The sequence below is a fragment of the Mesorhizobium sp. YM1C-6-2 genome (assembly GCF_003666685.1).
GTDB lineage: Bacteria > Pseudomonadota > Alphaproteobacteria > Rhizobiales > Rhizobiaceae > Mesorhizobium_K.
On sequence record NZ_RCIZ01000002.1, the window covers coordinates 1 to 22,191 of the forward strand.

19 protein-coding genes and 1 tRNA gene are annotated in these 22,191 nt (G+C 63.5%); 6 read left to right on the forward strand and 14 right to left on the reverse strand.

Annotated elements, in window-relative coordinates:
* The coding region (locus D8676_RS04925; protein ID WP_147448153.1) for an Mrp/NBP35 family ATP-binding protein at positions 1-886 on the forward strand (886 nt) is incomplete at its 5' end.
* Between the two features lie 3 nt (positions 887-889).
* On the opposite strand, the gene D8676_RS04930 is transcribed toward D8676_RS04925, so the two are convergent.
* On the reverse strand, positions 890-1,342 hold the full coding sequence (locus D8676_RS04930; protein WP_121579761.1) for a carbon monoxide dehydrogenase subunit G: 453 nt from the start codon (positions 1,340-1,342) through the stop codon (positions 890-892).
* Between the two features lie 152 nt (positions 1,343-1,494).
* Here D8676_RS04930 and D8676_RS04935 point away from each other — a divergent pair, with 152 nt between their 5' ends.
* On the forward strand, positions 1,495-3,297 hold the full coding sequence (locus tag D8676_RS04935; RefSeq protein WP_121579762.1) for an IlvD/Edd family dehydratase: 1,803 nt from the start codon (positions 1,495-1,497) through the stop codon (positions 3,295-3,297).
* 57 nt (positions 3,298-3,354) lie between these two features.
* Here D8676_RS04935 and D8676_RS04940 read toward each other — a convergent pair whose 3' ends face one another.
* From D8676_RS04940 to D8676_RS04950, 3 genes are read right to left on the reverse strand one after another with little or no spacing between them, the layout of a single operon-like run.
* Positions 3,355-3,774: a GFA family protein gene (locus D8676_RS04940; protein WP_121579763.1), complete on the reverse strand. Its 420-nt coding sequence runs from the start codon at positions 3,772-3,774 to the stop codon at positions 3,355-3,357.
* Positions 3,771-4,229: an SRPBCC domain-containing protein gene (locus D8676_RS04945; protein ID WP_121579764.1), complete on the reverse strand. Its 459-nt coding sequence runs from the start codon at positions 4,227-4,229 to the stop codon at positions 3,771-3,773. Before D8676_RS04945 ends, D8676_RS04940 begins: the two co-directional genes overlap by 4 nt.
* Positions 4,216-4,557, reverse strand: coding sequence for a metalloregulator ArsR/SmtB family transcription factor (locus D8676_RS04950; protein WP_121579765.1), 342 nt, complete (start codon positions 4,555-4,557; stop codon positions 4,216-4,218). The genes D8676_RS04945 and D8676_RS04950 overlap by 14 nt, the downstream gene beginning before the upstream one ends.
* A gap of 227 nt (positions 4,558-4,784) precedes the next feature.
* Here D8676_RS04950 and D8676_RS04955 point away from each other — a divergent pair.
* The 3 genes from D8676_RS04955 to D8676_RS04965 all read left to right on the forward strand — a co-directional run bounded on the left by D8676_RS04955 (position 4,785) and on the right by D8676_RS04965 (position 7,523).
* Positions 4,785-4,869, forward strand: a tRNA-Leu gene (locus D8676_RS04955).
* 86 nt (positions 4,870-4,955) lie between these two features.
* Positions 4,956-6,353: a site-specific integrase gene (locus D8676_RS04960; RefSeq protein ID WP_121579766.1), complete on the forward strand. Its 1,398-nt coding sequence runs from the start codon at positions 4,956-4,958 to the stop codon at positions 6,351-6,353.
* Between the two features lie 423 nt (positions 6,354-6,776).
* Positions 6,777-7,523 (forward strand): hypothetical protein, encoded by a 747-nt coding sequence (locus tag D8676_RS04965; protein ID WP_147448154.1) that lies wholly within the window; start codon positions 6,777-6,779, stop codon positions 7,521-7,523.
* Between the two features lie 323 nt (positions 7,524-7,846).
* Here D8676_RS04965 and D8676_RS04975 read toward each other — a convergent pair whose 3' ends face one another.
* From D8676_RS04975 to D8676_RS05020, 8 genes are all read right to left on the reverse strand, one after another.
* Complete coding sequence (locus tag D8676_RS04975; protein ID WP_121579769.1) at positions 7,847-10,135, reverse strand: hypothetical protein; 2,289 nt, start codon at positions 10,133-10,135, stop codon at positions 7,847-7,849.
* A gap of 71 nt (positions 10,136-10,206) precedes the next feature.
* Positions 10,207-10,434 (reverse strand): hypothetical protein, encoded by a 228-nt coding sequence (locus D8676_RS04980; RefSeq protein ID WP_121579770.1) that lies wholly within the window; start codon positions 10,432-10,434, stop codon positions 10,207-10,209.
* 26 nt (positions 10,435-10,460) lie between these two features.
* Positions 10,461-11,363 carry a hypothetical protein gene (locus D8676_RS04985; protein WP_121579771.1) on the reverse strand — a complete coding sequence of 301 codons (903 nt, stop codon included), beginning with the start codon at positions 11,361-11,363 and terminating at the stop codon, positions 10,461-10,463.
* Positions 11,364-11,853: 490 nt separating this feature from the next.
* Complete coding sequence (locus D8676_RS04995; RefSeq protein WP_121579773.1) at positions 11,854-12,261, reverse strand: hypothetical protein; 408 nt, start codon at positions 12,259-12,261, stop codon at positions 11,854-11,856.
* Complete coding sequence (locus D8676_RS05000; protein ID WP_121579774.1) at positions 12,258-12,704, reverse strand: hypothetical protein; 447 nt, start codon at positions 12,702-12,704, stop codon at positions 12,258-12,260. Before D8676_RS05000 ends, D8676_RS04995 begins: the two co-directional genes overlap by 4 nt.
* Positions 12,705-14,042: 1,338 nt before the next feature.
* Positions 14,043-14,324, reverse strand: coding sequence for a hypothetical protein (locus tag D8676_RS26990; RefSeq protein ID WP_147448155.1), 282 nt, complete (start codon positions 14,322-14,324; stop codon positions 14,043-14,045).
* 413 nt (positions 14,325-14,737) lie between these two features.
* Entirely contained in the window at positions 14,738-15,301 is a 564-nt protein-coding gene (locus tag D8676_RS05010; protein ID WP_121579776.1) for a recombinase family protein, read from the reverse strand.
* Between the two features lie 579 nt (positions 15,302-15,880).
* Positions 15,881-17,467, reverse strand: coding sequence for a hypothetical protein (locus D8676_RS05020; RefSeq protein WP_121579778.1), 1,587 nt, complete (start codon positions 17,465-17,467; stop codon positions 15,881-15,883).
* Positions 17,468-17,759: 292 nt separating this feature from the next.
* Between D8676_RS05020 and D8676_RS05025 the strand changes: the two genes are divergently transcribed.
* The gene (locus tag D8676_RS05025; protein ID WP_121579779.1) at positions 17,760-19,412 is read left to right on the forward strand and encodes an AMP-binding protein; all 1,653 of its coding nucleotides are present in this window, start codon (positions 17,760-17,762) and stop codon (positions 19,410-19,412) included.
* Here the strand turns inward: D8676_RS05025 and D8676_RS05030 are convergent.
* Together D8676_RS05030 and D8676_RS05035 are read right to left on the reverse strand one after the other, a co-directional pair.
* Positions 19,402-20,682, reverse strand: a complete 1,281-nt coding sequence (locus tag D8676_RS05030; protein WP_121579780.1) for a GNAT family N-acetyltransferase — start codon at positions 20,680-20,682, stop codon at positions 19,402-19,404. The genes D8676_RS05025 and D8676_RS05030 overlap by 11 nt on opposite strands.
* Positions 20,682-22,082, reverse strand: a complete 1,401-nt coding sequence (locus D8676_RS05035; protein WP_121579781.1) for a lipopolysaccharide biosynthesis protein — start codon at positions 22,080-22,082, stop codon at positions 20,682-20,684. The genes D8676_RS05030 and D8676_RS05035 overlap by 1 nt, the downstream gene beginning before the upstream one ends.
* Between the last annotated feature and the right edge of the window lie 109 nt (positions 22,083-22,191).

The following is a 22,191-nucleotide window of genomic DNA, read 5'->3' on the forward strand; positions in this document are numbered from 1 at the left end:
CCCGCCGCCGCACGCGCCGGCCCGCCCGGCCGCGCATGCCCCGGCACATGCTCCGGCCTCGCGGTCGACGGGCAAGCGCGGCGTGCCGGGCATCGCATCGATCATCGCGGTCGCCTCCGGCAAGGGCGGCGTCGGCAAGTCGACCACCGCCGTCAACATCGCGCTCGGCCTGAAGGCGAATGGCCTGAAGGTCGGCGTGCTCGACGCCGACATATACGGCCCGTCCATGCCGAGGCTGCTCAAGATCCGCGGCAAGCCGCAGACGGTCGACGGCAAGGTGCTGCGGCCGATGGAGAATTACGGGCTGAAGGTGATGTCGATGGGTTTCCTCGTCGACGAGGAGACGCCGATGATCTGGCGCGGCCCGATGGTGATGTCGGCGCTGTCGCAGATGCTGCGCGAGGTCGAATGGGGCGAACTCGACGTCCTGGTGGTCGACATGCCGCCCGGCACCGGCGACGCGCAGCTGACCATGGCCCAGCAGGTGCCGCTCGCCGGCGCCATCATCGTCTCGACGCCGCAGGACCTGGCCCTGATCGATGCGCGCAAGGGGCTGAACATGTTCAGGAAGGTCGACGTGCCGCTGCTCGGCATCGTCGAGAACATGAGCTATTTTGTCGCACCCGACACCGGCAAGCGCTACGACATCTTCGGCCATGGCGGCGCCAGGCGCGAGGCCGAGCGGCTCGGCGTCACCTTCCTCGGCGAGGTGCCGCTCCAGATGCAGATCCGCGAGACTTCCGATTCCGGTGAGCCGGTGGTGATGTCCGATCCCGATGGCGCGGAGGCGAAGATCTACCGCGACATCGCCACCAAGGTCTGGCAGCGGGTCGGCGAGGAGCGCGCCAAGGCCGAAGGCGCTACCCCGGCGATCGTCTTCGAGTAGACATCAGGACGCGCTTACCGTCTGGTTGAAGGTCGAGAAGAACTCGCCGGCGAGCTTCTTGGACGTCGACTCGATCAGCCGGCTGCCGAGTTGCGCGATCTTGCCGCCGACATCGGCCTTGGCCGTGTATTTGAGCACGGTGGTGTCCGGGCCGTCCTCGGCAAGCGCCACGTCCGCCCCGCCCTTGGCGAAGCCGGCGACGCCGCCCTTGCCCTCGCCGGTGATCGTATAGCCGCTCGGCGGCGTCAGGTTGGAGAGCGTCACGGCGCCGTTGAAGGTCGCCTTGATCGGCCCGATCTTCAACACGACGGTGGCGGCGAGCTCGTTGTCGGAGGTCTTCTCCAGCGACTGGCAGCCGGGGATGCACTGCTTCAGCACGTCCGGATCGTTGAGCGCTTCCCACACTTTCTGGATCGGGGCCGCGATACGCTCCTCACCTTCCATATTCAAAGCCATGGGGGATCTCCTGCCAGCGGGTTGCAAAACCCGTAGCGCAGCCTCCGTCCCGTGTCCATCGGGGGCGCAGGTGGGGCTATTTGTCTGACAAAAGCTCTTGCCGGTATTCCGGCGTTGTCATATCGATGCTCTACCGCATTTCGGAGAGTTCCATGTCAGGCCCGACGACCAAGAAGAAATTCCGCTCGCAGGAATGGTTCAACAACCCCGACAATCCGGGCATGACGGCGCTCTACCTGGAGCGCTACCTGAATTTCGGCCTGACCCGCGAGGAGCTGCAGTCCGGCAAGCCGCTGATCGGCATCGCCCAGACCGGCTCCGACCTGTCGCCCTGCAACCGCCATCACCTCGAACTGGCGAAGCGGGTGCGCGCCGGCATCGAGGCGGCGGGCGGCGTGCCCTTCGAGTTCCCCTGCCATCCGATCCAGGAGACCGGCAAGCGCCCGACCGCGGCGCTGGACCGCAACCTCGCCTATCTCAGCCTGGTCGAGGTGCTCTACGGCTACCCGCTCGACGGCGTCGTGCTGACCATCGGCTGCGACAAGACCACGCCGGCGCTGCTGATGGCCGCCGCCACCGTCAACATCCCGGCGATCGCGCTGTCGGTCGGGCCGATGCTGAACGGCTGGCACCAGGGCCAGCGCACCGGCTCGGGCACCGTGGTGTGGGATTCGCGCCAGCGGCTGTCGGCCGGCGAGATCGGCTATGACGAGTTCATGGACATCGTGGCGTCGTCGGCGCCGTCGGTCGGCTACTGCAACACGATGGGCACCGCGACCACGATGAACAGCCTCGCCGAGGCGCTCGGCATGCAGCTTCCGGGCTCGGCGGCGATCCCCGCGCCTTACCGCGAGCGCGGCCAGATCTCCTACGAGACGGGCAAGCGCATCGTCGAGATGGTGCATGAGGACCTGAAGCCGTCCGACATCATGACGCGCCAGGCATTCGAGAACGCCATCGTCGTCAATTCGGCGATCGGCGGCTCGACCAACGCCCCCATTCATCTCAACGCCGTCGCGCGCCACCTCGGCGTCAAGCTCGACAATGACGACTGGCAGGAGCTCGGCCACCACATTCCGCTGCTCGTCAACCTGCAGCCGGCCGGCGAATATCTCGGCGAGGACTACCATCACGCCGGCGGCGTGCCGGCCGTCGTCGCCGAGTTGATGAAGGCTAAGCTGCTGCCGAACCCGGACGCCATGACCGTGAACGGCAAGACGATGGGCGAGAACTGCGCCAAGGCCGAAAATCTCGACCAGAAGGTGATCCGCACAGTCGCCGATCCGCTGAAGAAGGAAGCCGGCTTCATCAACCTGAAGGGCAACCTCTTCGACTCGGCGATCATGAAGACGAGCGTGATCTCCAAGGAGTTCCGCGATCGCTATCTGTCCAACCCGAACGACCCCGAAGCCTTCGAGGGCAAGGCGGCGGTGTTCGACGGGCCGGAGGACTATCACGCCCGCATCGACGATCCTGCCGAGGGGATCGACGAATTCACCATCCTGTTCATGCGCGGCGCGGGGCCGGTCGGCTATCCCGGCGGCGCCGAGGTCGTGAACATGCAGCCGCCGGCCTATCTCATCAAGAAGGGCGTGCACTCGCTGCCCTGCGTCGGTGATGGCCGCCAGTCGGGCACGTCGGGCACGCCGTCGATCCTCAACGCCTCGCCGGAAGCGGCGGCCGGCGGCGGGCTGGCGCTGGTGAGGACCGGCGACCGGGTGCGCATAGACCTCAAGAAAGGCACCGCCGACATCCTCATCTCCGACGAGGAACTGGCGGCCCGCAAGGCGGCGATGAACGGCAATGGCGGCTATCACTACCCCAAGCACCAGACGCCGTGGCAGGAGATCCAGCGCGGCATGGTCGACCAGTTCGACCAGGGCATGGTGCTGAAGCCGGCGATCAAGTACCAGCACATCGCGCAGACCAAGGGCGTCCCGCGCGACAACCACTGATCCGACGCCAGGACAAGCAGGGGCACGGAAGTCCGTGCCCTCAGTCCGCCAGGTGCGCTACAGGTAACTGGTGATATCAGGCGGATCGAGCTGGCGGTCGTGCTTGCCGTCCTCATAGACGATGGGCGCGGCGCCGAGTTCTTCTTCCGTCGCGTCGTCCAGGCAGGCGACGTTCACCGCCCAGAAATTGCCGCCCATGAAGTCGAGATAGCCGCGCGAGAAAGTGTGCGCGCCGCAATGCGGGCACATGTAGTGGTTGATGTCGCCCTCCGGCCAGTTAGACGGCACCGGCTTGTAGTCGCGCATCGCGTCCTTGCCGCCGCTGACGCGTAGGGCTTCGTAGCCGGCGAAGGATTTCTTGTAGCCGAGCTTCAGGCAGAAGCTGCAATTGCACTTGCGGATGCCTTCGGCGAGGTCGAGCTCGGCCTCGAACCGGATCGCTCCGCAATGGCATGAGCCGCGATAGGTCTTCTTCATGCCCGTTCTCCCTGCCGTGCGATCTCGGCGACCAGCTTGTCGAGGCATTCGCCCCAGCCGCTCTCGTGCGAATCGCGCGACGCAGCGTCGGCGAAGGGCTCCTGCCGGAATGTCAGCCTTGTGCCGTCGCCTTCGGGCCTGATCGTCACCGTGACCAGGGTCTCGGGTTCGTCGTCCCAGGCGAAGGTGAACACGAGGCGCTCGGGCTCGACGATCTCGCGATAGACTCCGGACATGCCGTAGCTGTTGCCGTCAGGCCCGTGGATCGCGTGGCGATAGCTGCCGCCTTCGCGAAATTCGAGCCTTTGCGAGGTGGCGGTGAAATCCTTCGGGCCCCACCAGCGCAGCAGATGTTCCTTGCTGGTCCAGGCCTTGAAGACCAAAGCCGGCGGCGCGTCGAAGCTCCGCGATATCTCCAGCGCGTATCCGGCCTTGGCGGGATCAGTGCGTGCCATCGGAATCTCCCTTGCTCTGCAGTTCGGTCAGATAGTCGTCCAGCCTGTCGAAGCTGCCCTCCCAGAAGACGCGGTATCGTTCGACCCAGTCGGCGACATCCTTCATCGGGCCGGCCGCCAGCCGGCAAGGCCGCCACTGGGCATCCTGTCCGCGACTGATGAGGCCGGCGCGCTCCAGCACCTTGAGATGCTTCGAGACTGCCGGGAGGCTGATGTCGAAAGGGGCGGCCAGTTCCTTGACGGTGGTCTCGCCGAGCGCCAGCCGGGCGAGGATGGCGCGACGCGTGGGATCGGCGAGGGCGGAGAGGGTGGTGCTGAGCGGGTCCATGAAATTAACCGGTGAGTTAATTAACTTATCGGTTAATTAGCGCGCAGCCGACAGGCGGTCAAGCCCGGTTCCGGGCGAAAATGCGCGAGTCGGCGATCGCCCAAAGCAGGCAGGTCCGTGGCGCTTGGCCAGCGGACCGGAATCGGGGTGCCACGATTGCCGGATCAGTTGACGCCGGGCCGCGTCTCAAGTAGTCGGCAAGCCGTTCAGGTCCGCGAAGGGCCTTGGCCCCTGTGGCGGAATTGGTAGACGCGCTCGACTCAAAATCGAGTTCCGCAAGGAGTGCTGGTTCGATCCCGGCCAGGGGCACCAATGACCACCGCGAAAGCGCGGAAAGCCCGCCTTTCAACGGTTCTGGACCTTCCTCCGGTACACCGCTATGTACACCGGAGGCACACTTGAGCATCACATTGAAGCGCGTTCAGACCACCGCAACAGGAGCCATCCACTACCGCCGCAAGCTGCCGAAAGACGTTCGGGAGGCTATCGGGCAGCGGGAGTTCAAGCGGCTTATCGGGCATAACCAGAAAGAGGCGGTGCGGAACTATGCCGCCGCTGACGCAGAGTGCGAGCGCCTGATCGAGAAAGCGCGGCGCAAGGGCGGGGCAGGGGCGGCCGAAGCGACACCGCTGGACCACCTAAGGGAGGCTCGCGCCGAAATCGCTGCACTCCGCCGCGACCAGCCCGATGCGCTCTTTGATCGGCGGACGGCCGATACATGGGCCGACAGTATGTTGTCCAAGTTCCCGCAGGACGCGGCAGGAGATTACATCGGCGTTCCGGAAGTGACCCGCCTCATTGCCAATGCGTTGCGGCAGGGCGGCGAGGTGACGGAGAAGGCTACGCCCACACTGGAGGACGCAAAGCGCCTTTACCTTCAGGAAAAGGTCAAGGGGCACGCCGACGAGAAGCGGGGCCGGCAGCGGGTTGACCGCGCCGTGGGGCACGTCCTGAAGGCGCTGGACGTGAAGGCAGCTAAGGACTTGGCGCTGTTATCTGTAGACCGCAATCAGGCACGGGACGTTCGGGACTACCTTAGCCGCGATCTAGGCATGGCTCCGGCCACTGTGCGCCGCACCCTCAACGACATTCGAGCGGTCTTCCGCTTTGGCCTGATTGAGTTCGGGCTTGCGGACGGGAGCCCATTCGACCGCATCACGGGGATGGTGCCGGCTGCGTCGGGCACGGTATCTTCTGCCGCCGCCATCCGCGAGCGGGACCCCTTTCCGGAGAAGCTCCTTCCTGTGATGGCGGAGAGGCTGAAGGAACGGGGCCGCACTCCGGAGCTAGCCAACATATGGGCGCTCTTGGCGGGCACCGGGTGCCGCTTGGCGGAGGTCACGGGCCTGCCTGTCAGCGACGTTCATCTGGACGCGCCTATCCCGTATATCGACGTTGCTCCGCGCCCCAATAGGCGACTGAAGAACGCCGGTTCGGCACGGTGGGTGCCACTGGTAGGGGAGGCCCTTGTGGCGGCTAAAGCGGCCATAGAGGCGGCCGAGGGGCAAGAGTTCCTTTTCCCTACCTATGCCACGGGCCGAGGCAACACGTCCGCGTCGGCCGCGCTCATGAAGCATGTGAAGGCGCTGAAGGCCGGCCCCAAGGTGGTCGTCCACTCGCTGCGACACACGATGGAGGATCGGCTGATAAAGGCACAGGTTCCTAAGGACGTTCGGGACATGGTGCTCGGCCACTCGTCGGGCAGCATGGGTGAGCGGTATGGCGGCCAAGAGGCAAGGCTCAAGGCGGCGTATGGGGCAGTGAAGGCGGCCGTGCGGGGGCAGCGGCTACAGTAAGATACTGTCCATAGGCAAAAGAGCGCTGGTAGGTTGGTCCGATGTATAACGACAAGCTGTTTTGGGCGGGCGTCTGTAGCATTGCATTCAACGTGATTTTGCTGGCTTGGCTGATTGTCGGCTAGCCCATACTCGAAACGGGAGCCGCATTTGCGCGGCCCCGTCTCTCGTTGATCGTCACCTAGTCGGCCTGTCCTCCACGAGGTGCGAGAACAGCGCCGCGAACGACAGGAAGTTGGCGAGCGACACGAAGGCCCGATAGCCCGCCGATAGCTCCCCACTCGGCATTTCTTCGCCACTCACCGGCGCACCCACGAACGTCTTCGAGCGATATCATTTGACGAGCCGGACTACTTACCGCCATTTTAACAACGCATGGCTGCGATCATAGATTTGTGGAATCAAGAGACGTATGACGGTGACATGGTGGAGCTTCTCCAAAAGTCCACGGATATCGTTCGCGGATTTTATCAGAGGGAAGCAGAGGTCGATGCCCGGCTGGCGGCAAAACCACTAGATAGCCCTTGGGAGCCCATCGCCCCCAATCCCTTCACCGACGGAAAGACCGAACTACGCGACTCCTTGGATGCACTACTTGCTGATCGCACGATCCGCACCTTCCATTACACGCGGCTGGCTGACGACGAGGTGGAACGGCTAATGGAGGTCGGCATCGAGCTATCGGACACGGCTCCAATGCGTCGGCGCCTCAACGCACGCGTGGCGGCCGGAGATTTCTCGCCCGAACAGGCCGACGAGATTTTCCAAGCCAGCGCACTCCACTCCGAAGCCTACGGTAAGCGGTGTGGTATGTTCTGGACCTGTGGCTTGCCCTATCCTTCCGACTGTCCGGGAGTAGCCCGGCTTATCGCCATGTGGGGCGGCGAGGCGGCGTACTGGACCTTGCAAGACCACAAGGTATATGGCCCCTTGCTGCGGGGAGTCGGTGCCGCAAGGATTGTGGAGGTTGCAGTGCCGCTCGATTCCGCAACCCATTTCGGCGGCGCATCCGGGGTCGTGGTGGACGCTTACGCTAAATCGCTCGGCTTCGAACGGGAGATTTCAGGCCTGGATGTGTGCTGCAAAGACCCAATGCCGCCCTCGTCAATCTTGGCAATCCATACCAAAGGTGATGGCACGTTCGAGCTGGTTGGCCGTGGCTATCCTTGAGTTGGGCTTGGAAGGAACGGAGCCGCATTCGCGGCCCCGCCCCCACACTGCCTTACCGGCTGTGCTGATTGCGTGCGGCTTCGGCTTGATCCTGAAGCATCTTGCGCCGCCTCTCGGACTGAGCCTGCTTCCTGGCCGCAGCCGCCTTGTCCTGTAGCGCCTGGGCTCGCTGCTCCGCCTCGCGCTTTTCGCGGCGCTCGTCGGCACGCTTCTTAAGCTCCTCGTCGGACGGCCCGGAGCCCCCGCGCTGTGCGTTGGTCGGGAATCGGCCAACAGGCTTAGGCGGGTCAACGGTTGGGTTGGTCCATTCGCGCAACATTTCCTCATAGTGCTCGCGCTTCTTCGTCGCGATCCAGCGCGGGATAGTCCGCCCGGTCTTGGCTGCGCGGGCCTCGGCCCTTCTCCGCCGCCACACGATAGGCTTCAAGTATCTCCCATGTCCGCAACCTTGAGGCGCTGTCCTTCTGCCGCGCGGCTTCGCGAAGGTCTTGTACCTTCCGCGCCTCCCGACCACGGATGCGGGCAAGGTCTTCAAGGCTGATACGGGAGCCAAAGTTCAGTGGCGCGTTGCCCTTCGTCTTGCTCATGACGATCCACTGGCCGCTGGCGAACTTGTCAATGTAGAGGTCTTCCACGTCCGGAATCCCTTCCTCCTTTCCAAACACCTCAAAGGCGTCCTGAAGGGCGAATTCGAAAAGCTCGGGGGCGTCCTTTGGAAGGCCGTCCTCGTCAATGATGAGCACCCCGTTTATCTCGAAACTGCTCTCCTTCAGCTTATCGGCCACGCGCTGCTTCGCCCGCTCCAGCGACATTCCGCGATCAACCATGTAATGCGTGAGCGTGTCCTGTACCCATGCGCGATTGTCTAGGTTCGGTTCGGCGCCGTAGTCGAGGTCCCCTAGGAGGTCCTTCACGGCCTTCTCCAGGTCTTTCGGTGCGGGCGTAACCAACGCCCGTTGCATGGTGGAGCGGTTCGACTGCTGCGCCGCGAAAATCAGCGCATCGTCATGCCCCATGCGGTCCTTCCGAGCGTCGGCGTAGTTCTGGAGGAAGACGGCGGCCTTGTTGTCGGTCAGCATCTTATCGGCGTAGGCGGGATTTACGTTGGCAAGCTCCCGATAGTCCTCCGCGATACCGGAGAGGTAATCGGAAACTTCTCCCTTCTCCAACACGCGGCTGATGGACGACACGACGTTGAGCGAGTTGAAGCGGCCCTGCATGTCTTCATCGACAATGCCGTTGCCGTCGAACCACGCCACGCGGCGCTTGAGCACCTCACGGCGGGCGGCTTCGAGGGCAACGCCTTTGCCGGTCAGCGTCTCATATTCATCCTCGAACTCGGATAGCTTGCGCTTGACGGCCGCTTCCTGCTGCTGCTTCGCGGTGAGCGTGCGAGGCGTACCGTCAGGACCGTCATACTCCACGTCCTTCAACCTGTGAGCACCCTGTAGGGTCTCCATTTCGGCAAAGGCTGCGGCCTCGATCTGCGTCCGCTGATAGGTGGAGTTCGCCGCCGCCCGCCGCTTTGCTTCCTCACGCTGTTGCGCCTCCAGAAGGTTCGCCTTGTTGCGCTTGGACGTCTCTAGGTACTGCGCGGCCATAGGGTCGGTAAGCCACTCATTACCTTTCTGGCGCCGCGCCGCTTCAAGCTGCTCTTGCGTGAGCCGCCCGTACATGGCGTCTTCGTCCAGCTTGGCGCGGGACCGGAAGCTGCTCGCGTTCGCCGCGTCGGCCTCAATCCCTTCGGCCCGCTTGACGAGTTCAAGGCCCCTGTCGGTGTAACCGGTGACTTCGATAAGCGGCCCAACGCCGTTGCGTCGGTTGTGAAGGAGAGCCTTCACAAGCTCCGGCTGACCTTTGGCCGCGTACTCCTCCGCGAGGCGGTACAGCGTGTCATTCTGCGACTTGCCATCAAGGCCCCTAAAGGTCCGGTTCTGGCTCGACTGATTGATAATGTCCTGGGCGATCTTCTCCGGGCTGTCGAGGCGGCCAAGGCCGTCCTCCGCGATCATGCGGAACTCGTCAACGACAGCCGTGTCGCGCTCCTGAAGGGTCGTCTCCAGCTTGCGTTTAAGGTCCGCCTCTCCGAACTGTTGTACCCAATTGTCGGTCCCCCGGAAGAACGCGGCCTGCATGGCTGGATCGCGAAGCCCCTGCGCATACTCTTGGCGCTGCGTCTCTACCCACGCATTGAAGTCGCCGGAGTTCTGGTCGAACTCGCCGCTGTTGTATTTTTCGGTGACGTGCTGGCGGAACTCGTAGGCTGCTTTCGACCCGACCAGCGTTAGAACGCCGTCCTTCTGGATACGATTGCGGGCCTCCGGGTACTTCTCCATAGCTTCTTCAAGCGACATGCCGGCGATGCTGTCGGCAAACGCGCGGTTGGCCTCGCTGTCGGGGTCCTTCGCGTCCCCTGCGGCCACCGAGCCGAAGGATTGAAGGGCAGCGTTGAAGCCGCCAAGGGCGTCCGCGAGGGCGGCGAGGTTCTTGCCCGTTTCGCGCTGTTGCGGGCGAACGAAAGTGCTTCCGGCGGTGCCGGTGGGTTGGATCGCGATAGGCTTGATGCCGGCCGCGTTTATGCTTGTGCCAAAGAGGCCATTACCTGTTTTCATTCTGTCTCCAAAAAGAGGAGACCCCGGTGGTTAGCCGGGGCCTTGTTGGTGCATTCGTGGAGGGGCGGGCGTCAGTGTCTCGCCGTGTAGTCCGGAACCCGCTCGGTTCCGGCCTGCGCCGACGCCACCATGCGCTGCACCTCCTCCACATGCTTGCGCGACTTGATGGCACTCATCATGTCCGCGATCTGCGGAAAGGTCGAAATGTCGAGGGCTTCCAGAGCCTTCCGAATTGCCGCCAAGACTTCTGCCTGTGCGGCGGCCTCGGCTGCTTGTGTGTTGATCTGCTTCTTTGTCATTCTGGTTCCTTGTGTCTGTGTTGGAGTTAGCCGACGCGGACTAGGCCGGCCCTGACAGCTTCACCGAACGTCATGGCGCGGCCCCGAATGGTGACGATCCATTCTCCGGCCGAGTTCTTTGAAAGGGCCTTACGCTCCTCGGCGGGCATGTCGGCTATGAGGTCAGCGAACGCCTCCGCGTCCTGATAAGGCAACGTCTCCATGCGTTGGACAGCTAGGTTGCCGAAGTGAGCGAGCTTCTCCTTGTCATTGTGGATCGTCGCCAGTCTGGCTTCGCGCAACTCGGCGTCGGTGAGGGTCTCGGTGAGCATGGGAACGGACGCGGAGCCGGCTGACTTCAGGATGGCGTTGGCCTGCTGGACGAAGCCCTCCACGAGGGCCTCAACGTCTGCTTCCTCCACGCCGGGAGGAATGGCGCTATCAAAGTCGCCCGTCTCCGCCGCTAGGAATATGCCATCGCTGACAGTCTCGCCTCCGAGCTTGCCGACAAGCGAACCTATAACCCGTTCGGCAACATCGGTGGCGTCCGGAGCGCCCTTCGGAGCCTCTTGGTCGCCGCTTGGCTGCTGCTGCTGCGCCTGAAGCTCTACCTGATGGTTGCCGGCCGGTGCGGCGAGGGTCTTACCGGCTTCCTGAAAACCCGGAGGGAGAAGCCCTGCGGCGCGGGCGGCTTCGATGGTGGTCTCGCCAAGGCCGGGAATGATTACGTGGCCTTCGCGGAGGGGCTGCGCGGTGGCGGCTTCGCGGCGGCCGTTGTCGCGGACGATCTGTCGGCCGTCTGGCGAAACATCCACCTGTACGGGACGGCCCTTCGGGTGCGCTTGGGGCGTGCCGGGGCTGTTGCGGTACAAGCCACGTTCACGCGCGGCTGTGTCGAGGGCGTCTTGGATGGTGTCGCCGGTGGTCTGGTACTGTGCGAAATTACCCATTCGGGAATGTCTCTTTTCTTGTTGGGGGTTGATGGCTGGAGAAGGTTTGGCAGAGTGGAGGCAGTCGGGAGCCTCGGGAGGCCCGACGCCACTCCAGCCACGGTTTATTTGCGAATGCGGGTAGGTCAGGGGTGCTTGGCAGGCAGAGCTTTGATGGCTGTCTCCGCCTCACGGGAGAGGGTTAGCTCTGGCCGGGCCTTGAGGCGGGACAGCATGGGGTCCCTCCACCTCCAGAAGCCATCTGGACGCCACCTGCCCCCGCGCCGCGTCTGGACGATCCATTGGAGGCCGTCCTTACAGTTGATGATGCGGGTTTCGGGGCCGATTGCGATGGCTATGTCTCGATAGTCGTTGTCTGCTTCTCTTGTGCTGCTCATTGACGGGGTTCTTTGGCCGCGTGGCGGCTCGGGAAGGATGGCTGGAGACGAGTTGGACGACTGGAGGTAGCTCGGGGAGCCTTGGACTGCTCACGCCACTCCAGCCACGGCCCCTATCGGAGATAAGGGTCGGTGAGGTCCGCGCGGTTGGTATGGTCGCGGAGGTCGTGTCGAGTTTTGTATGAGGGGGCGAGAGGTGGCCGGCGCGGCTCGGGGAACATGGCGGATGGGGAGAAGCGGTATATCTCCGGAAGGTCCGACAGGGCGGCCAGGATCGTCTCATCGGTGATGCCGTTGTCCGCTGCGTAGCTCCCGCGCACGGCGGAAGACACGACAGACGCCACGGCATGGCGGTGAATGAACGGTCCAGCGATGCGGAACCAACGTCCGGTGTTGGAACGGCGCTTCTGGACGGACCATCCGAGACCGCTCCGGTCGGCAATGGCGCGGTAACGGGGGCCGAAGGTGGCGAGAACGGCGCTGTAGTCGTCGGACGTTTCGATTGTGTTGTGGATGCTCATGCGCTCGATATCGCGTTGACGGTGGCGAGGCTGTCTTTCTTGGCACGGCGGCCCAGCGCTCCGCGACGGAAGCGGAGATTGGTGGTTCGTAGGTCCAGGCGGTTGCCATTGATGATCTGGACGCACTCTCCCGGTTTTGCCTTCATGATGAGGCGGGAGACGGTGACCTGATTGCCGGCGTTGCCGACGCGGACGGTAAAGCGATTTGGATCGTCCGGCTTGGCCCCGCTGTCTTTGACGAGGCACCACGCTCTGTGTCGGACCCATTCGGGCAAACTGTCGAAGGACGTTTGCTCGACTTTCGCGAATACGGTGCGGCCCCGCTTGGGGTCTCGGATCGGCACGAGGACAATTTCTCTGGAAGCGCCCCAGCGACGATGATCGTTCGGGGCCGTCTGGTAGGTTTCGGGGTGACCCGGTACGGGCGTGTTTTCGGGGTTCATGATTGCGCTACGACTGGCAAAAACAAATGGCCTTCGTTGGGGTTGAGGACGAGGTGAGGAAAAAGGTGCGCGAATGGTGCACCGCTCGGCATGGAGACGGGGACCTAACGGGAACCATTCGCGCTTGAAGGTGGTGGAGAGCGCTCACCAGCGAGCGCATGAGACATTTCCCTTCCGGTGCAGCACACACACAGAGAGAGAAAGAGAGGCGGGACGAACCTACGACCCGTTCAAAATTGATAGAGACACACACAGGCCCGTAAGGGCTGGAACAATGCCACGAGCGGGGGCCGAGCGTGAACCTGATGCTGGATGGGGTTTTAAGGGGGAGTAGGGAGTGCCTACCGGCGTGGAGCACCCACGGGAACATGGCTAGACCTAACGCCCTATAACCATTATCGAACCGGAGGGCTGCTCCTAGGGTGGGCTGCAATCACCCTGCCCCCGACGCCCCTCAATAAACATGTATGAGAAATCGTTCGGGCGGGGTGCTCCTAGGGGTGGGTGTAATTGGCGCTGCGCCACCGACGCGGCTAACGCCCGAGACGCGGGATGCACATAACCATTAGAACCATGACCGGGGCGGGCATTCCTAGGGTAGGCTGCAATCACCCTCTCCACGACGCCCCTCAATAAACATGTTTGAGAAATCGTTCGGCGGAGTGCTCCTAAGGCGTGGGGTTATTGCGGTCGGGTCGCCCACACCGTGGCTACAGCGGCGTTGGGCCGGAGGGGCTCCCCAATTACCTCCGCCCTGCCAACCCTTCTCCAGCCACGGTTTATTTGTGAATGCTGGCACAGGCCGCGTCCTTCGTCGCCGTCAAAGCGGTGAGCGGTCCCCCTCTTGCTCCACGCAAAAGCTCCGCCTCCCCACGAGGTCCCGAAGGGCCAAGGTGAGCGACACGCAGCCCACGACATGTCCGACGCGCGGGCGCCGGTCCCGTATGCCGAGACTACAGCCGCCATATGGTTCGGTCGGGGTTCATCGTCTTGCCCCGTAACGGTCCCGCTGCGGCTCCCTTTCGGGCACCACAGGTGCGGCAACAATCGACCGGGCTATCACACGGACAGCCACGTTAGCTGAAAGGGAAGTGCCAGGGTGTGGGATGGACGCCACGGGGCAGTACCCGGCGCGGATATGATGGATGCAGCCGGCGCCGTCAATAGCGAGAAGATAATAAAAATCAGTGGTTTAGCGGCGCGTGGAACAAGGTTCCAGAGCGAGGCCTTCTCACGTAAGGCGCAGCGGCGAGCCTGTGCCCGGACTGTGCCTGAAAAAAGTTGACGGCCGCCACATGGGCGACCGCCGAAAGGTGAGCGAATGGGGCCGAGGGTGGCCTAGCGTATCCGGACGGGCATTTCCTCGCGGCCCCATAGCGCCCGTAAGGTCGTCTTGAACTCGTCGTCGGATGGGATGCGGAGCGCCTCTGTCAGGTGCGCGTCCGCTTGGATCATCGCGCCGACCACTTCGCGGGAACTGGCGGCATGTCCTGCCGCTATGCACTCAAGCGCCGTGACGAGCGCTTCCGCGACATAGGAAAGCTGTGCGATGGCGGCGCGGGCAAGGCCGTCCCCGGTGGGCTCCTCGCTGCTAGGCTCCTCCGCTTGGGCCTCTGCCAAGGCCAGAAGGTCGTAAGCGGCTAGGCCGTCCCGGCTCCACTGGAGCGGCTCTGTAGTGAATGCTTCGTCCAGCCGGCGTTGGGAGGCGATTGCCCGCGTAGCCGTCGCTAGGCCCGCGATAGAGCCCGCTAAGTGGCCGATAGCCTTCGCCTCGTGGGTGGCAAGTGGTGCGTGTGAAAGTCGAGTCATGTCCCCGTGTCTCCTCGTGGGTGTGTGTCGATGACGAGGAGATTTCACAGCCTAGGCCAAGGAACAATTGTGGGAGAAATGCCACTATTATTTACGTTGCCGGAAGCATTCCGTATACGGCACTAATGCCTATGGAGGCGTAAGCTGTAGACACGGCGCGGTGGCAAGTTTAGTTCCGTATCCGGCACCAACTAATACAATGAAGTTTCCCGACTGGACCAACGCTAGGCGTCCTCCGCCGTGGCCTCCAGCACCTTCTGGACGGCTGACTTGCTGAAGCCGACTTCGGCCGCGATCTTGCGGACGCTCATGTCCTTGCCCTTCAGGGCCACAATACGGGCCTTCACGTCGTCGGTAATGAGCGCCGGCCGGCCGCCTGTGCGGCCCTCCGCCTTGGCTTTCGCGATGCCCTCCAGTTGCCGCTCCCGACGCAAGGCCGTCTCAAACTCTGCGATGCTGGCGAGGATGCCAAAGACGAGCTTGCCGGTTCGCGTGGTAGTGTCGAGCGACGGATCATCCAGCACGCGGAAGCCGACGCCCTTCTCGTTCAGCGCCTCCACGATCTGGTGGAGGTGGGCGGCGGAGCGGGCGAGCCGGTCCAGCTTGGTGACTATCAGCACGTCACCTTCGCGAACGAAGCCAAGACACCTATCCAGCGCCTTACGTTCCCTGTCGAGCCCCGATTGCTTCTCGCTGAAGACCTTCTCGGCTCCGGCCGCCTTCAGCCGGTCCACCTGTCCCCCGTGATCCTGGCCCACCGAACTTACACGCGCATATCCGACTATCATGGTTGTCCCCTTAGCTCTAAGAGATTGGTGAACACATAGATAGTGGACGCTAAATGGACGGTCAAGCGGAATTGTCCACGAAGTGTACTTTTGTGGACAAGAGAGGCCTTGCTCTGCCCGCAGGCTGTGGCAGAATGAAACGGATAGGGGAGGCGTTCAATGAACAGACTTATGATTGCGTCGCTCGCTGCGGCGCTGGCGGCAAGCGGGTGTGCAATGACGCTGCCTGTAAAGGGGCAGGCAAGCGACGGCTCTGAAACATTCACAGGCTCCGCAACTGGGTACGCAGACGGAGGCGGAACCCTAACAATCACGAGTAGTCGCGGCAGGAAGTGCACGGGCGACTTTGTTTACGTGACCCGGCGCGAGGGCAGCGGGACCTTCTCCTGCACTGACGGGGCGAGCGGCCCCTTCAGCTTCGTATCGACTGGCACTCGCGGCACAGGCACCGGGAACCTGGGGGGCAAGGCGTTCACCTTCACGTTTGGCTAGCGGCCGCCGCACGGTGGCGGAAGGGGCACCGGGGGGTGTCGCGCGGCCTCAACTGTCGAGTTCGACCCCTCGGATTTTTGGGCCATTTTAGGCGGCGTCGGAAGTCCCCAATATCATCTCGGGTTTCAAGATCGCGCGTCTGATCGATCGATAGTCGTCCTTCGGGACTTCGATAAGTTCTTCCTTCTCTCCGTCTGTCTCTGTGGCCGAGAACAGCGCCAGCGGGGCTTTAGCCGTGTTGATCATGTCAACGTAGCATCCATAGTCGATCTTGTAGACGTCGTAGCGAACTCCGGGGTCGTCGTGGGATGACACATTTTTCTTGAGAATGTGGAGGATGCGCGCATCAAACAGTTGGTCGATGAGTGCGACCCGTTCATTGCTAGGAAACAGGAAAGCTCTGGCCCGGCGTTCACCAATTACCTCGGCAATCACTGTATTGAGAAGGGCGTCCAGTGGTGCATTGTTCCGAATTACGGCGTGCTTGTCTTGCTGATACCAGTCTCTGGCTGCGGACCTGACATGCGCTACGGAAATTTGCAGACCGAACGCCTTGGTGGCGACTTTAGTGGCTAGGTTTAGTGCGTCACGGGGGACGCCTTCAACCGCACGAGCAAACTCGTCAAACACATTGACTTGAGTGAAGGCAGTTTGGATCAGCTTCTCTGGCGTATTGATGTCGGGGGAGTGCTGATCGGTGCTCTTATAGTGCCGGAAAAGAAGGGCTCGAAAAAACTCCGTGGACTTGTCTTGGTTGTTGTCGAAGACGAGGAAGTCATCCAGGTTCAGATCGGCAGTAATATCCGCCCCAAGCTCTAGTCCAAGGTATTCTCCTTTATCTCTATGAAGGATGAAGTTCGACCTGTGGTCAATTGCGGCAATCTTAACTGTAATCGAACCAATGGGGAGAACCGTGCGTCGGAGCAAGTCAGCCAAATACGGCTGAAGGTCTACCGGAATTTCGCTCCACTCGTCTATAAGAACCCACAGACGCTTAAGTCCAAGCACTGCTACAAGTCCGCCAAGGGCTGCGCCTATGCCACCGAAGTTCAAGTGAACCTTTTCGATGCCACTATAGGTGCGACGCGCGGTCGAACTTGTCTTCGCTTCCCCTGCAGCCTTCAAGCCCGCCGACATTCCCCCGGAATTTGCCGCCGCTTCGGCCGACGCGCTTTTGGTGCTTACCGTCCCTTGCTCAAGGGTGTTTTCAGTTTCACCAACCACCTTCACTTGCGAGATTGCGGTGGCTAAATCATCCACTCTCAAAGTTATCTGGGCCGGATCGGGTGCTGTTTCTAGCGCCCCCACAGCAAGCGCATATAGCTCGTCCTGAAGTCCGTTCAGAACGTCCACTATTAACGTGTAGGAACGCTCGGAAATAGGACGGTTGTCGTCCCCGTATATAGAGCCGTTCGAACCAACCAATCGTAGGTCGAGATAGACCGAGGCTTCGTCCTGCTTCGGTAAGCGTCTGCGCAGATATTTCAGAACGTGTGTTTTTCCGGTGCCCCGCCGGCCATACATCACTTGGTTGTTGGCGCTTGAGATCAAATCAAAGAGGGGGCCTGTGTCGACAAAAGTCGCCTCAAGAATTTCGTCAGATGCCCGCTCTGCACGTTTGTCAAAGCCCATGAAAGCTTTATGGATGCCCAGAAGCAAATCTTCAGTTGCCATGTAGAGACCCTCCGCCGGGCCACCTTTACATCGGGTCGTCGCCGACACAAAGAGCTTCCTAACCAGAAGTACACCTCGAAGACATTTTCCGGTACACCGGATATAGGGGGTTCGGTTCGGCGGAATCTAGCCAACCACTTGACTTTGCAAGGAAATCTCGGCACTCTGTGAGAGTTAGACAAACCATCTGGCGTACCGGCCAGGGGCACCACTGCCACGGCGCGCCGCCCTTCCGGATGCGCGGCAACGCTGTGGGTTTTGAGGCTGCGCGGAGGAGCGGAGACAACTGTCCATGCTCGAACGGCGCGACGACCATGCGTCCCTCTATAGCGATTTTCGCTGGACCATCCCCGGGCGCTTCAACATTGGCGTCGCCGTCGCCGACCGCTGGGCGGCGAAGGACCCGGACAGGACGGCGCTCCTTGAATACCGTCCGGAGGGCGCGCCAGGCAAGCTGAGCTTTTCCGAACTTGCGCGACAGTCGAACGCCTTCGCCAGCGCGCTGCGCATGCGGGGCATCCGCCGCGGCGACCGGGTGGCGCTTCTGCTGCCGCAGAGTTCTGCGACCGTCGTCGCGCATCTCGCCATCTACAAGCTCGGCGCGATCGCCGTGCCGCTGGCGCTGCTGTTCGGCGTCGAGGCGCTGGAATACCGCCTGCAGACGGCCGGCGTGAAGCTCGTGGTCACCAATGCCGCCGGCGCGGCCAAGCTTTCGCATATCAGCGGGCGCCTGCCCGGCCTTGACGGGATCGTCACCGTCGACGTCGGCGACGGCCCGGACGATTTCGGCCGGATGGTCGCCGAAGGCACGGTGGATTTCGCGGCCGAGGATACCGGTCCCGACGATCCGGCGCTGATGATCTTCACCTCGGGCACGACGGGGCCGCCCAAGGGCGCGCTGCTGCCGCACCGGGTGCTGCTAGGCCATCTGCCGGGCGTGCAGATGGCCTACGAATTCCTGCCGCAGCCCGGCGACCTGATGTGGACGCCGGCCGACTGGGCCTGGGCCGGGGGCCTGCTCAACGCGCTCCTGCCGTCGCTCTATTTCGGCATTCCGGTGGTGGCGGCGCGGTTCGAGAAGTTCGACCCGGAACTGGCGCTCGCGCTCGTCGAGAAGATGGGGGTGAAAAATGCCTTCATCCCGCCCACCGCGCTGCGCATGCTGAAATCGGTGCCGGACATAAGGCGCCGCTTCCGGCTGGAACTGCGGTCCGTCTGCTCGGCGGGCGAATCGCTTGGACGCGAGACCTATGAGTGGGCAAGGGCGGCGCTCGGCGTCACGCCCAACGAGTTCTACGGCCAGACCGAATGCAATCTCGTGCTCGGCTCCTGCGCCGGCATCGGCGTCAGCCGCGCCGGCACGATCGGCAAGGTGGTGCCCGGCCATCGCGTGGCGATCATCGACGGCGAAGGCCGGCCTGTGAAGTCGGGCGAGGTCGGCCAGATCGCGGTGGCACGGCCCGACCCCGTGATGTTCCTCGAATACTGGCAGAACCCGACCGAGACGGCGAAAAAATTCATCGGCGACTGGATGACGACGGGCGACCAGGGCGTCGAGGACGAGGACGGCTACTTCCAGTTCTTCGGCCGCGACGACGACGTCATCACCTCGGCGGGCTTCCGGATCGGACCGGGCGAGATCGAGGATTGCCTGACCGGCCATCCGGCGGTGGCGCTGGCCGCGGCGGTCGGCAAGCCGGATGTGCTGAGGACCGAGATCGTCAAGGCCTATGTGGTGCTGAAGGACGGCGTTCCGGGCAGCCCGGAGCTCGCCGCGGGGATCGGCCAGTGGGTGCGCGAGCGCCTGTCGGCGCATGAATATCCGCGCGAGGTCGAATTCGTCGATTCCATGCCGTTGACCACCACCGGCAAGGTCATCCGCCGCATTTTCCGCGACCGCGCGAGGCGCGAGGCCGCCGCCGTCACCGGTTCGGTCAGCGCTTGAGCAGGCCGCGGACCCGGTTGCGCACCAGCCGGGCGAAGTTGCGCGTCTCCTGATAGAGGTGGAGCTGCGAGGCGGCCTGCCGCGTGATGCGGTCGGCCGCCGGCGTCATGCCGACGACCAGCGTGCCGATCGGCTTTCGCTCGCTCCACAGGCGCGAGATCATCGGATGGTCGGGCACGGCGCAGGAATCGGTCAGGTCGATGTTGGGATCGTCGAGATGCTGCTTGGTCACCTCGATCATCAAGAGCACGCCCGGCGAGAAAGATGCGAAGTCCTCGTCATAGGCGGTCTTCCAGGTGTAGGCGACGCCCGCCTCGACGAAGACGATCAGGCTGGCGACCAGCCTGCCGCCCAGCGTCAGCGAATGGATGCGGCAGAGATCGTGCTCGGCAAGGCCGTGGACGGCCTCGCGCGCGAAGGCGGCGCGGTAGCGGTCGGTCGCCATGGCGGTGCGCCGGCGTCCCTTCCAGCCGGCCGCCTCTAGCGCCAGGAAACCTTCGATCGCCGGCCGGATCTCCTCCGGCCCCCGCGCCACCTCGTGGACGAGCTCTCCCTGTTCGGCGAGCTTGCGCTTGAGCCGGCGGAATTCGCGGTAGCGGTTGGAGGTGAGTGATGCCTTCAGATACGCATCGCCGTCGAGAGAGCTCTCAAGGAAGGCGCGCTCGACCTTGCTCATGGTGACCAGGGGCAGGCCGCGGGCTTCCGCGATCGACTTCACCAGCGACGCGACCGCGCCGTCGAGCCGCATGTCGGGCAGCACCAGCACCTTGGGCAGTTTCAGGTGCGGGCGCGACAGCATGGCGATGAAATCCTCGATCACCCCGCCAGGATCGTCGCGGTCGACGAGCGGCGTGCCGAGCGGGCCGAAGGGACTGGCCCAGGTCCGCATGATCGAGACGCCGAGCGGCATCGGCGGCCGCTCGATCGAGAAAGGCACCAGGAGCCGCAGCCGGTTCTTGTATTCGTCGCCGTCGCGGATGACGGCGAGACGGACCTCGCGGTCCTCCAGGCGCGGCATCGCCGGGGCCAGGAAATGCGGGTTGAAGAAGACGTTCGGCTCGATGGTGCGGGCGCAGAGATAGTCGAGCTCGTCGACCAGCTCGAAGCCGGCCGAGGCCGGATAGATCGCCAGCCGGCGCAGCGGGCGGTTGCCTTCGAGAAGCTCGATCTGGGCCGGGTCGACCGGCTTGCCGGACAGCCCGGCCAGTCCCGCGATGATGGTGCCGGAGGGGCCTCCGCTCGTCTCCTCGAGAAGCGGTACCGCAGCCATCAGCGCGGGCCTCCCGCCGGCACGAAGATCGCCATGACGATGCCGAGCCGCCGCCAGACGGTGAAGGAAAGGGCGGCCGCCTCGAAGGCCATCGACGCGGTGGTGGCGATCGCCGCGCCCCACAGCCCGAGGATGGGGATCAGGGCGACGCTGAGCGCGATGTTGAGCGCCAGCGTCAGGGCGTAGACGAAGGCGCAGACATTCTGGTTTCCGGTCATGGTGAGCAGGCTCTCGGCCGGCCCGACAGCCGAGCGCGCGACGACGCCGACGACGAGCAGGAAGAGCAGAGGATAGCCGGCGACGAAGGCGGGGCCGAAGAGCCACAGCATCGGTTGTCCGAGAGCCAGCACGACGACCGCCATCACCAGCGAGGGCCAGAAGGTCCACGAGACCGTCTCCCGCGCGAAGGCGGCGAGCTTTTCCGGCTCGCCATGCGTATAGGCCGCGTAGCGCTGCGCGACGCCCGCCTTGACGGCAAAATAGACGAAATGCACCAGCGCCAGCGTCTTCACCGTGGCGAAATAGATGGCGACGTCGTCTGGCTGCATGAAGAAGCCGACCATCAGCACGTCGGCATTGGTGAGCAGGAAGAAGAAGCTCTCGACGAGGAAGATCGGCAGCGACACGGCGAACCATGCGCGGAAATGCACCGCGCGCGGCCCGGACGGCAGTTTCCGGCGCAGCCGGCCGGTGACGCCGACGAGCTGCCAGATGGTGGTGATGTAGGTCGCCGCGATCGCCACGACCAGCGCGGTGCGGGCGTCGGGCAGGTAGCCGGCGGCGAGCGCGGCCCCCATCAGCGCCAGAATGAGGATCGGGCGCACGAGATAGGTCGGAGAGAGCGCGAAGACCGCCCATGAATTGGCGCGCGATATCCCCTGCAGCATGTCCGAGAGCGCGATCATCGGCAGGCAGACGAAGCCGAGCACGAAGGGCACTACGTAGTAGCTTTCGATCGCGGGCGCGAGCAGCACGACCGTCAGCACGCCGAGTGCGGCAATCGCGGAGGACGCGACCAGCACGAACAGCCGGCTGACGACGAGGATGCCGCGCAGCTCCGGCAGCAGGCCTTTTTCGCGGTATTCAGGGATGAAGCGGATGACGGATGTGTGGAAGCCGAGGCAGGAGACGTTGCCGGCGATCACCATGGTGGTCCAGACGAGCACGAAGATGCCGTATTCGAAGCTGCCCATCCAGCGGGCCAGGAAAACCTGGCTGACGAAGGCGATGACGGCGCTGACGATGCGGATGGCGAAGGCGATGACCGACATGCGGCCTGCCTCGCCGCGCTCGTCGGCGCTGAAGAGCACCGCATCCACGCGGCCGAGCAGCGGCCGTGCGCGCAGCGCCAGGCGCTCCGGCAGGAGCCTGTCAGCGGTCGTTGCCGCGGAAAAGCGCACGCACTCAACTCCGTCTCCGTCAGCGGCATCCCTATGCAAAAGTCTTTAAGAAACGGTTGGGCGCAGCCGCTGCCACCCCTCCGGGCGGAGGGGCGGCGAACGAAGCAGG